The following is a 10,457-nucleotide window of genomic DNA, read 5'->3' as shown; positions in this document are numbered from 1 at the left end:
TCAGGCGTTCCCTTTCACCTTGAGTTTGAGTTGTGCTGCAAAGTCTAGCATGCGATTTAGCGGTATCAATGCGGCTTCACGCAGCGCGTCATCGACATGAATTTCATGCTCGCTACCGCCGTGCTCCAGCCCTTCCGCAATCGCTTTCAGGCCATTCATTGCCATCCACGGACAGTGCGCACAGCTGCGGCAGGTCGCGCCCTCACCTGCGGTTGGCGCTTCCAGCAACTCTTTATCCGGCACCGCCTGCTGCATCTTGTAGAAGATGCCGCGATCGGTCGCCACGATCATTTGCGGATGTGGCAGGTTTTTCGCCGCCTGAATCAACTGGCTGGTGGATCCCACTGCATCTGCCAGGTCGACGATCGCCTGCGGGGATTCCGGATGCACGAGGATCGCCGCTTCTGGATAGAGCGTCTTCATGCGCTGTAAGGCCTGGGTTTTGAACTCATCATGCACGATGCACGCGCCCTGCCAGCACAGTACGTCCGCTTTGGTCTGTTGGGTGACGTAACGGCCCAGATGACGATCCGGCGCCCAGATGATTTTTTCGCCCAGGCTGTCGAGATGCTCGATCAGTTCAACCGCAATGCTGGAGGTGACGACCCAGTCTGCGCGCGCTTTGACGGCGGCTGAAGTGTTGGCGTACACCACCACGGTGCGATCCGGATGTTCATCACAGAAGCGATTGAACTCGTCGATCGGACAGCCGAGATCCAGCGAACACTCTGCATGCAGTGTCGGCATCAACACCGTTTTTTCCGGGCTGAGAATTTTTGCGGTTTCCCCCATAAAACGCACGCCCGCCACCAGTAGCGTTTTCGCCGGATGGGTGCTGCCGAAACGCGCCATTTCCAGTGAGTCCGAGACACAGCCGCCGGTCTCTTCCGCCAGCGCCTGAATTTCAGGATCGGTATAATAGTGCGCGACCAACACCGCATCGCGCTCTTTTAATAAGCGTTTGATTTCAGAGATGTAATGGGATTTTTCATCCTGGCTGAGACGCGCCGGCTTCGGCGGAAAGGGATAAATCGCGCTTTCAGGATCGAACATCAGACTCATGACACGGCTCTCGTTTTCTCAATTTAACAAAATCGCCTTTTACAGCGATGATGCGGCATCAAAACCGCCATCGTGTTTTATATGCTAAACACGATAGCGGAAATGCGCGAGAGTGTCGTCTCTTTTTTATCCGGTTTACAAGCCACCTAACGATTTCTGCGGGTTTTCCAGTTCCAGCAAGAAAGCTTTCACCGCCAGACCGCCCGCGAAGCCGGTGAGCTTACCGTTGCTGCCAATCACCCGATGGCAGGGCGCCATGATCGACAGAGGATTTTTACCGTTAGCTGCGCCCACCGCGCGCATGGCTTTCGGGTTGCCGATCTGTTCCGCGATTTGCTGATAGCTACGGGTTTCACCAAACGGAATGGTGAGCAGCGCTTGCCAGACTTTTTTCTGGAAGTCAGTGCCGACCGTGTCGTAAGGCATGTCGAACTGCTGGCGCTCTCCGGCGAAATATTCGCGCAGCTGGCGCTCGGCCTCACACAGAATCGGATGCTGATCGTTACGGCTGATGGGTTTCAGCGGCACGCGTTGCGAGCCTTCGTTTTCCCACAGAATCGCTGATAACCCATTATCGGTCGCAATCAACGTCAGCTCACCCACTGGCGTTGGAATGATTTTGGCATGATACATAAGGCACCTCCGGCATAAATCAGTGTGTCATTATCGCACTTCTGCCGCGATAAACTGGCTGTTTTCGGTCATGAGCATAAACTGGTTAGCTGTCCGAAAGCAGCGAGTTTTGCTTTGCCACTTGCGCGACGATACCCAAAATAATGCAAGGTGCATAAAGTCGGCAAACGAGAGACTCTTCGAACAGCCGATTCAAACAGCGCTGGCCCGCAGGGGAACCTTCCTTAGGAAGTTCATCATCCCGATGCACTTTATCAAGTACGTGATTCGGATGAACGAGAGCAGCCAGTGCTTCTGCGCCTTAAAGCAGGAAAGGTATAGCCGGTTTATGAGCTGGAGACGATGATGTTTGACCCCGAGATTGCATACCAGGCGCTGACCTCGCGCGACAGTCGTTTCGACGGCGTGTTCTTTGTTGGCGTAACCTCAACCGGCATTTACTGTCGGCCCATTTGTCCGGTGAAAGCGCCGATGCAGAAGAACTGCCTGTTTTTTAACAGCGCCGAAGCCGCCGAGAAAGCGCATTTCAGACCGTGCCTGCGCTGTCGTCCTGAATTGGCACCGGGCTTCGCCCCGGTCGATAGCCATCACCGCATCGCCGATCGCTTGATTCGTCGTATTGAAGAGGGCTTGCTGGAGGAACAAGAAACGCTGGCCGATATTGCCAGCGAGTTTGACCTGAGTGAACGCCAGCTACGCCGCGTGATCCAGCAGGAGCTGGGCGTGTCACCGTTGGAGCTGCGCCAAACGCGGCGCATGCTGCTGGCCAAGCAACTCCTGACGGAGACTTCGTTGCCCGTCACCGAAATCGCCTACGCCAGCGGCTTTCGCAGTTTGCGCCGCTTTAACGATGTGTTTCAGGCTCGCTACCGTATGACGCCTTCGCGTCTGCGCAAGCAGAGTCAGCCGGAGAGCGTGACCACTGTGCAGGAGAGCGCGGAACTGCGTCTGAGTTATCGTCCCCCTTATGACTGGGATGCCATCCTGGATTTTCTTCAGCAGCGCGTGATGAAAGAGGCCGAGTGGGTTAGTGAAGGGGCTTATCACCGTACCGTGGCGCTGGGAAACTGTCGGGGCTGGGTGCGTGTCAGCCATTTGCCGGAAAAACAGGCGCTCAAGGTGCAGTTCACCACCACCTTAACGCCGGTTTTGCCTGCTCTGCTGCGTCGCCTGCGTGACCTGTTTGATTTGGATGCCCAGCCACAGCGCATCAGCGAGCAGCTAAGCCAGGATCCGTTGTTAGCTGAGAGTCTGGCACGTTATCCTGGGTTACGCGTTCCTGGGGCGTTTGACGGCTTTGAGTTGGGGGTGCGTGCAATTCTTGGCCAGCAGGTGACGGTGAAAGCGGCCACCACGCTGAGCAGTCGCGTGGCGCAGCGTTTCGGCGAGCCTTTAGCAACGCCCTGGCCTGAACTCTCCCGGCTGCCCCCGACGGCGGAATCGCTCGCTAGCGCAACCATTGATGATATCGCCAGTCTCGGCATTGTGAGCGCTCGCTCGCAGGCGATTCAGGCGCTGGCACAGGCATGCGCCTCCGGTGCGTTGCGTTTTAACGGCGCAGTGAATCCTGACGTGGTTCAGCAGCAGTTGCTGGCATTAAAGGGCGTTGGTCCATGGACGGCGAGTTATATTGCCATGCGCGCCCTGCGCTGGCCAGATGCGTTCCCTAAAGAGGATATTGCGATTCGTAATAATCTGGGTGGGGTAAGTGCCAAAGTGGCAGAGCAGTTATCGCAGGTTTGGCGCCCGTGGCGCAGCTATGCCGTGTTGCATATCTGGAAGAGTTTGACGCCTGATAAATCGGCTGACAAAAAGAAAAAGGCATGACTGTGCGTACGTTTTGGGAATGGGGCCATCTGTCGTGCATTCTAGCTGCTAGTAAACAACGACAGTGCGTTCCAGTCGGCAATAAGGGGCGGTTGCGTAAAGACGCCGTAAATACATCCCTGTAGGCTCTGGCGGCGCATCCCTGCGCCACAAGCTTTACTCCACCGCCCCTTATCACCGCCTTCATGTCACATTTGTGCGCTTTTTAGTAAGCAGCAACTAAGCCTCATAAGCCGGTCAAGGCGGGAGCGGAAGAGCGAAGCGTCCGAGCCATGTATAGGGCCATCGAGTGCACACTTAAGTCGTTAGTAAAACAACGACAGTGCGTTCCAGTCGGCAATAAGGGGCGGTTGCGTAAAGACGCCGTAAATACATCCCTGTAGGCTCTGGTGGCGCATCCCTGCGCCACAAGCTTTACTCCACCGCCCCTTATCACCGCCTTCATGCCATATCTGTGCAATTTTCATGAAGCAGCAACTAAGCCTCATAAGCCGGTCAAGGCGGGAGCGGAAGAGCGAAGCGTCCGAGCCATGGATGGCGAGGCCGATCCACAGGGATGTGAGACTCCTTCGCGATCCGTCCCGCCTTGACGGGCTGACGCTCAGACTCACAGCAATCCCAGCTAACTTCTTTGAGAAACGCAGAAAAGCAAAAAGGCGCCTTTAGGGCGCCTTTCTACATAGTGGTGGGTCGTGCAGGATTCGAACCTGCGACCAATTGATTAAAAGTCAACTGCTCTACCAACTGAGCTAACGACCCGCTCGAGGAGCGGCTTACAACTTTAAACTTGATGGTGGGTCGTGCAGGATTCGAACCTGCGACCAATTGATTAAAAGTCAACTGCTCTACCAACTGAGCTAACGACCCATCAAAGTTGTGAAGCTTCTGAAGAAAACATCTAACATACAGCAGGTTAAGATGGTGGGTCGTGCAGGATTCGAACCTGCGACCAATTGATTAAAAGTCAACTGCTCTACCAACTGAGCTAACGACCCATCTTCAGGCTGCCGGACGCTTTGTTAAACTGCCCGGGCAACGGCGGCATATATTACTGATTTAGCGGGAGGGCGCAACCCTTATTTATCACCAAATCACTCAATTGCTTACCTTTCATGCTGCAAGACCAGAAATCATACGAAATCCGGTCTCTGCTGCACAAATTACATCCCAGCCAGACGCTTTTGCGCCAGCTTGGCAGACTCGCTGGTCGGGAATTGTTTGATCACTTGTTGATAGACCGCTTTGGCTTTCGCCGTATCGTTCTTCTCTTGCATGATCACACCAACCTTAAACAGCGCTTCCGGGGCTTTCGGCGATTTCGCGTAATTTTTTACCACAGTGGCAAAATAGTAAGCGGCATCATCTTTCTTGCCCTTGTTGTAATACAACTGACCGAGCCAGTAATTGGCATTGGGCTGATAGGTGGAGTCGGGATATTTCTTCACCCACGCCTGCAGGGCCGTGATGGCCTGATCGAACTGCTTCTTCTCAAGAATCAGCGCGACTGCTGCGTTGTAATCGGTATTCGCATCGCCGGTTTGTGCAGGGGCAGCGGTACTTCCACTGGCATTGCTACCACCTGCATCAGCGTTTCCCGCTGCTGCACCAGCCGCTGCGGCATCACCGCCACCACTCGCCTGTGCACCCGCATTACCGCTGCTCAACGTGTCAATCTGCTGATAGAGCTGCTTCTGGCGCTCAATCACCTGATTCAGTTGATAGCTGTTCTGCTGGATTTGGCCGCGCAGCGAATCGATATCGCTTTGGTTGTCACTCATCTGCTGCTGCAACTGCTGCAGAAGCTGAGCCTGGGCATTGGAGATACGTTCAAGATTGGTGACACGGTCTTCGACCGAGCCTGAGCCAACGCTACTGATTGACGCCTGGGCATTAGCGGCCCAGGGGGCCGCTACGCCAACCAGTAACGACAGACTCAATAGATGAAGTCTGAAGTTACTCATCATGTGATGCTCTTAGTAAACCAGTACGGCACGACGGTTTTTAGCGTAAGCCGCTTCGTCATGACCCAGTACAGCTGGTTTTTCTTTACCGTAAGATACGATAGACATCTGGTCAGCAGAAACGCCTTTACCCTGCAGGTACATTTTAACGGCGCTAGCACGACGTTCGCCCAGGGCGATGTTGTATTCTGGAGTACCGCGCTCATCCGCATGACCTTCGATGGTCACTTTGTAAGACGGGTTGCCACGCAGGAATGCTGCGTGCTGATCCAGCATCTGAGCGTAGTCAGAAGCCACGTCATACTTATCCAGACCGAAGTAAACGATGTTGTTCTGCTGCAGCTGCTGCATCTGCAGACGCGCTTGCTCATCAGAAGACATGTTACCGTTCTGGCCAGCACCGTAAGCGCCGTTGTCTGCGCCCATACCAGTCTGGTCGTTGTTGTTGTTTTTGTGCGAGCTACATGCAGCTACCGCGATTACCGGCAGAGCCAGCATCAAACCCTTCAGCACTTTGTTCAGTTGCATTTCTTTATCCTATTATTTTGTTTGCTATACATTGTCATCCCCCGCTATGCAGGGGATTCATGCATTACAGATACGGCGACCAGGCAGGGAATTTGACCTGTCCATCAGTTGCCGGAAGACGCGCTTTGAAACGCCCATCTGTTGAAACCAACTGCAACACGGAACCCATCCCCTGAGTAGAGCTATAGATTACCATCGTGCCGTTAGGCGCCAGACTTGGCGTCTCATCCAGGAACGTGTCCGTTATTGTTTGAACGGCTCCCGTTACCAGATCCTGTTTGGCGACATGCTGAGCGCCACCGGCGCTGCTGATCATCACCATGGTTTTGCCGTCAGTTGACACATCCGCATCCTGGTTCTGAGAACCTTCCCAGGTAATACGTTGTGGCGCACCGCCGTTGATACCCACTTTATAAATCTGAGGCGCACCTGCCTGATCCGAGGTATAGGCCAGTGTCTGGCTATCCGGGAACCAGGTCGGTTCAGTGCTGTTGTAGCGACCGTCGGTCACCTGACGCGTCTGACCTGAGGCCAGATCCATCACGTACAAGTTCAGACTGCCAGTTTTAGACAGCGCGAACGCCAGTTTCGATCCATCCGGCGAGAATGCCGGAGCACCGTTGTGGCGCGGGTAAGAAGCAACCTGACGAATGGCACCGTTTGACAACGTTTGTACCACTAACGCCGACTTACCGCTTTCAAAGGTCACGTAGGCCACTTTGCTGCCGTCTGGAGACCAGGCCGGTGACATCAGTGGCTCTGGTGAACGGTGCACGGTGAACTGGTTGTAACCATCGTAGTCAGATACGCGCAATTCATACGGGAACTGGCCGCCGTTGGTTTGCACCACATACGCGATACGCGTGCGGAATGCGCCTTTGATACCGGTCAGCTTCTCAAACACTTCATCACTGGCGGTGTGGCCTGCATAACGCAACCATTGCTTGGTGACTTTGTAAGAGTTCTGCGCCAGCACCGTGCCCGGTGTACCGCCGGTGTCCACCAGCTGGTAAGCGATCTGGTAGCTACCGTCCGGGTTCGGCGTGACCTGACCCACGACAACCGCATCAATACCCAATGCGCTCCAGGCTGCAGGTTGCACTTCCTGCGCGCTGGTAGGCTGCTGCGGCAGACGTGAGCGATCCAGCGGGTTGAATTTACCGCTGTTGCGCAAGTCAGCCGCCACGATGCCGCCAATGTCTTCTGGCGCCGCGCCTGGGCCAGCCCATTTGAACGGCACCACACCAATTGGGCGTGCGGTGTTCACGCCCTGCGTAATTTCAATGCGCACTTCTGCGTGCAGCATGGCTGCCCACAGCAGTACAAAAAAACCTAAGGTTACACGAAGTGCCTGCTTCATCTTTTCTCCCTTATCTGAACCTGAGTCCACGATAATTCGCACAGTTCCTGAAAAACACGAGTGTTCATAAATTACGGCAAGCTAACCTTAGTTCAACCTGCCGTGGGTTACTGCATTATTCCGGTTTGAAACGCATTGGGGCGTTTTTAAACACTTCATACACTGCTTGCGATGGTGGCTTAGGAATACGAGCCTGCTTCGCTGCGGTGATTGCAGCCTGGCACAATGCCGGGTCGCCACCTTCTGCTGTCACGTCAATCAACAAGCCGTCTGGTGCCAGCTTAATACGCAGATTACACTCTTTACCCTTAAAGGTATCCGCATCATAGAAGCGACTTTGAATCGCGCCAACGACCTGGCCCATATAAGAGTTAATCTCTGCGCCTGACGCACCCGCTTTCTTCTGATTCCCCTGCCCTGCCGCACCGCCAGAAGCCGTGCCACTTTTCGGTGCATTCTTACCGGACGAGAGTCCACCTAACAGGTCATTAACGTCACTTTCATTCTTCGCAGCTTCAGAAGCGGCTTTCTTTTTAGCATCTGCGGCTGCTTTCGCTTTGGCGGCAGCATCAGCTTTCGCTTTCGCGGCAGCATCCGCTTTCGCTTTCGCGTCGGCAGCCGCTTTCTCTTTCGCTGCCTCAGCGGCTTTTTCTTTTGCTTCTGCGGCAGCTTGCTCTTTAGCCTCTTTGGCTTCCTGAGCGGCTTTCGCCTTAGCATCAGCTGCAGCCTGCGCTTTGGCCTCGGCGGCAGCTTGCGCTTTCGCTTCGGCGGCGGCTTTGGCTTGCTCTACCGCTTTCTCTTTCGCCGCTTCAGCAGCCGCTGCTTTGGCCTGTTCGTCCGCTTTCTTCTTCGCGTCCGCTGCTGCCTGCTTCGCCTCTTCTACCGCTTTAGCTTTGGCATCTGCCGCCGCTTTAGCCTGCGCATCTGCTTCGGCTTTGGCGTCAGCCTTGGCCTTTGCGGCAGCTGCTTCTGCAGCTTTCTGCTGATCCTGCGCCTGTTTCGCTGCTGCTTCAGCGGCTTTCTGCTGCTCAGCCTGCTGTTTCGCCTGCTCTTTGGCTTCCTGCTGCGCCTGCAAACGCTCTTTTTCCAGCTCTTTCAGACGCTGCTGCTCAGCAGCTTGCTTCTGCTGTAACTCTTCCGCCTGCTGCTGTGATTGTTTCTGGCGCTGCTGTTCAGCACGTTGGCTGTCGCGTTGCTGATTCTGCTGGCGATTGTACTGTTCAACCACCGCGCCGGAATCGACCATCACGGCATCAATGTCACTGCCGCCGCCACCGCCGCTGGATTCGATCTTTTCGTTAAACGAGCTCCAGATCAGCAGGGCGATCAGCACGATGTGCAGAATCACCGAAATGATTATCGCGCGTTTTAACTTGTCGTTCTGCTCGGTTACCTTCGACACTCTCGGATCCCAAAAACGGTTCGCTTTAAATCGGCTGTGTCATCAAACCGACAGATTTCACGCCTGCCTGATGTAACAGGTTCAACGCCTTGATGATTTCGTCGTAAGGCACGTCTTTCGCTCCACCAATCAGGAACACCGTCTTTGGATTGGCTTCAATGCGACGCTGTGCTTCACTCACCACCTGTTCCGGCGGCAGCTGCGTCATACGATCGTGATCAACCACCAGGCTGTATTGCCCGACGCCAGCCACTTCAACAATGACCGGAGGATTATCATCCGTTGAGACCGTTTTCGAGTCGGTCGCATCAGGCAGATCCACTTCCACGCTCTGCGTAATAATCGGCGCGGTTGCCATAAAGATGAGCAGCAACACCAACAGCACGTCCAGCAGTGGAACTATGTTGATTTCCGACTTAAGGTCGCGGCGCCCGCGACCACGGGTTCTGGCCATCGTTAACCTCGACTTACTTCGTGTTGTCGGTGGAGAAAGCCTGACGATGCAGGATAGCCGTGAACTCTTCCATAAAGTTGTCGTAGCCCTGCTCCAGCTTATTGACACGCTGGTTCAGACGGTTATACGCCATAACGGCAGGAATGGCCGCGAACAAACCGATTGCCGTGGCGATCAACGCTTCGGCAATACCCGGCGCAACCATCTGCAACGTCGCCTGCTTCACCGCGCCAAGCGCGATAAAGGCGTGCATAATCCCCCACACCGTTCCGAACAGACCGATATACGGGCTGATAGAACCGACGGTGCCAAGGAAAGGAATGTGGTTTTCCAGCGCTTCCAGCTCACGGTTCATGGAGATGCGCATCGCACGGCTAGCGCCCTCTACCACCGCTTCGGGTGCATGGTTGTTTGCACGATGCAAACGGGCGAACTCTTTGAAGCCCGAATAGAAAATTTGCTCAGAACCGCCCAGTTCATCGCGGCGCCCCTGGCTTTCCTGATACAGGCGCGATAATTCGATACCTGACCAGAACTTATCTTCAAAGGCTTCGGCTTCGCGACCCGCTGCATTCAGGATGCGCGTGCGCTGAATAATGATCGCCCATGAGGCAATAGAAAAGCCGATCAAAATCAACATGATAAGTTTGACCAGAAGGCTCGCCTTCAGGAACAAATCAAGAACATTCATGTCAGTCACTGCTTGAACTCCGCGACAATAGACTTGGGAAGCGCAATCGGCTTCATTAGATGTGGGTTGATGCAGGCAATCAGGACTTCTGCTTCATTCAGCACTTTGCCTTCTGCATTCACGATACGCTGCGAGAACGTCATGGTGGCGCGAGTCATGGCGGTCACTTCACTCTGGATATCCAGAAGATCGTCAAGACGTGCTGCGGCAACAAAGTCTATCGTCATGCGTCGTACCACAAACGCCACCTGCTCTTCTAACAGGGCTTGTTGATTGAAATGGTGCTGGCGCAACATCTCGGTACGTGCTCGTTCATAGAAAGCAAGATAACTGGCGTGGTAAACCACACCACCGGCGTCGGTGTCTTCGTAATAGACCCGAACCGGCCAGCGAAACAGCGTTGTACTCACTCTACATCCCGGTCTCATTTTAAACGTTGCTACTATACGCAAGTGAGATCGGCTTGGGAATGGTCCGCCAGAGCCAGGAGAAAATAATTATCACACGTTAACAACTGGAAGGAATTTCAGGATATTTCT

At 54.4% G+C, this 10,457-nt stretch carries 10 protein-coding genes and 3 tRNA genes; 1 reads left to right on the top strand and 12 read right to left on the bottom strand.

Annotated elements, in window-relative coordinates; genetic code table 11:
* A complete protein-coding gene (gene nadA / locus VH86_RS16310) occupies window positions 1–1,062 on the bottom strand; it encodes a quinolinate synthase NadA (RefSeq protein ID WP_038648170.1) in 1,062 nt (353 codons plus the stop codon).
* 135 nt (window positions 1,063–1,197) lie between these two features.
* Complete coding sequence (locus tag VH86_RS16305; protein ID WP_045833529.1) at window positions 1,198–1,695, bottom strand: methylated-DNA--[protein]-cysteine S-methyltransferase; 498 nt, start codon at window positions 1,693–1,695, stop codon at window positions 1,198–1,200.
* Window positions 1,696–2,040: 345 nt separating this feature from the next.
* Here VH86_RS16305 and VH86_RS16295 point away from each other — a divergent pair, with 345 nt between their 5' ends.
* Window positions 2,041–3,522: an AlkA N-terminal domain-containing protein gene (locus VH86_RS16295; protein WP_045833527.1), complete on the top strand. Its 1,482-nt coding sequence runs from the start codon at window positions 2,041–2,043 to the stop codon at window positions 3,520–3,522.
* Between the two features lie 683 nt (window positions 3,523–4,205).
* On the opposite strand, the gene VH86_RS16290 is transcribed toward VH86_RS16295, so the two are convergent.
* The 10 genes from VH86_RS16290 to ybgC all read right to left on the bottom strand — a co-directional run bounded on the left by VH86_RS16290 (window position 4,206) and on the right by ybgC (window position 10,346).
* Window positions 4,206–4,281 (bottom strand) — tRNA-Lys (locus tag VH86_RS16290).
* A 32-nt stretch (window positions 4,282–4,313) separates the two neighbouring features.
* Window positions 4,314–4,389: transfer RNA gene (locus VH86_RS16285), tRNA-Lys, on the bottom strand.
* A gap of 52 nt (window positions 4,390–4,441) precedes the next feature.
* Window positions 4,442–4,517, bottom strand: a tRNA-Lys gene (locus VH86_RS16280).
* Between the two features lie 165 nt (window positions 4,518–4,682).
* Window positions 4,683–5,486: a cell division protein CpoB gene (gene cpoB / locus VH86_RS16275; RefSeq protein ID WP_034829170.1), complete on the bottom strand. Its 804-nt coding sequence runs from the start codon at window positions 5,484–5,486 to the stop codon at window positions 4,683–4,685.
* A gap of 9 nt (window positions 5,487–5,495) precedes the next feature.
* On the bottom strand, window positions 5,496–6,011 hold the full coding sequence (gene pal / locus VH86_RS16270; RefSeq protein ID WP_034829168.1) for a peptidoglycan-associated lipoprotein Pal: 516 nt from the start codon (window positions 6,009–6,011) through the stop codon (window positions 5,496–5,498).
* A gap of 64 nt (window positions 6,012–6,075) precedes the next feature.
* Window positions 6,076–7,371: a Tol-Pal system beta propeller repeat protein TolB gene (tolB, locus tag VH86_RS16265; RefSeq protein WP_045833526.1), complete on the bottom strand. Its 1,296-nt coding sequence runs from the start codon at window positions 7,369–7,371 to the stop codon at window positions 6,076–6,078.
* Window positions 7,372–7,486: 115 nt separating this feature from the next.
* Window positions 7,487–8,773 carry a cell envelope integrity protein TolA gene (tolA, locus tag VH86_RS16260; RefSeq protein ID WP_045833525.1) on the bottom strand — a complete coding sequence of 429 codons (1,287 nt, stop codon included), beginning with the start codon at window positions 8,771–8,773 and terminating at the stop codon, window positions 7,487–7,489.
* A 25-nt stretch (window positions 8,774–8,798) separates the two neighbouring features.
* Window positions 8,799–9,227, bottom strand: coding sequence for a colicin uptake protein TolR (tolR, locus tag VH86_RS16255; RefSeq protein ID WP_034829164.1), 429 nt, complete (start codon window positions 9,225–9,227; stop codon window positions 8,799–8,801).
* 13 nt (window positions 9,228–9,240) lie between these two features.
* Window positions 9,241–9,927, bottom strand: a complete 687-nt coding sequence (gene tolQ / locus VH86_RS16250; RefSeq protein WP_034829162.1) for a Tol-Pal system protein TolQ — start codon at window positions 9,925–9,927, stop codon at window positions 9,241–9,243.
* Entirely contained in the window at window positions 9,924–10,346 is a 423-nt protein-coding gene (gene ybgC, locus VH86_RS16245; RefSeq protein ID WP_202404442.1) for a tol-pal system-associated acyl-CoA thioesterase, read from the bottom strand. Before ybgC ends, tolQ begins: the two co-directional genes overlap by 4 nt.
* Window positions 10,347–10,457 lie beyond the last annotated feature (111 nt).

It is taken from the genome of Pantoea sp. BL1 (assembly GCF_000963985.1).
Taxonomy (GTDB): domain Bacteria; phylum Pseudomonadota; class Gammaproteobacteria; order Enterobacterales; family Enterobacteriaceae; genus Pantoea; species Pantoea rwandensis_B.
The sequence above is the reverse complement of the archived record's forward strand: the minus strand, read 5'-3'. Positions and strand labels throughout refer to the sequence as shown.

What these genes read in the sequence shown, in the direction of transcription:
- nadA (WP_038648170.1), bottom strand. Translation starts at nt 1,062, where the DNA reads ATGAGTCTGATGTTCGATCCTGAAAGCGCGATTTATCCCTTTCCGCCG.
- VH86_RS16305 (WP_045833529.1), bottom strand. Translation starts at nt 1,695, where the DNA reads ATGTATCATGCCAAAATCATTCCAACGCCAGTGGGTGAGCTGACGTTG.
- VH86_RS16295 (WP_045833527.1), top strand. Translation starts at nt 2,041, where the DNA reads ATGTTTGACCCCGAGATTGCATACCAGGCGCTGACCTCGCGCGACAGT.
- cpoB (WP_034829170.1), bottom strand. Translation starts at nt 5,486, where the DNA reads ATGATGAGTAACTTCAGACTTCATCTATTGAGTCTGTCGTTACTGGTT.
- pal (WP_034829168.1), bottom strand. Translation starts at nt 6,011, where the DNA reads ATGCAACTGAACAAAGTGCTGAAGGGTTTGATGCTGGCTCTGCCGGTA.
- tolB (WP_045833526.1), bottom strand. Translation starts at nt 7,371, where the DNA reads ATGAAGCAGGCACTTCGTGTAACCTTAGGTTTTTTTGTACTGCTGTGG.
- tolR (WP_034829164.1), bottom strand. Translation starts at nt 9,227, where the DNA reads ATGGCCAGAACCCGTGGTCGCGGGCGCCGCGACCTTAAGTCGGAAATC.
- ybgC (WP_202404442.1), bottom strand. Translation starts at nt 10,346, where the DNA reads ATGAGACCGGGATGTAGAGTGAGTACAACGCTGTTTCGCTGGCCGGTT.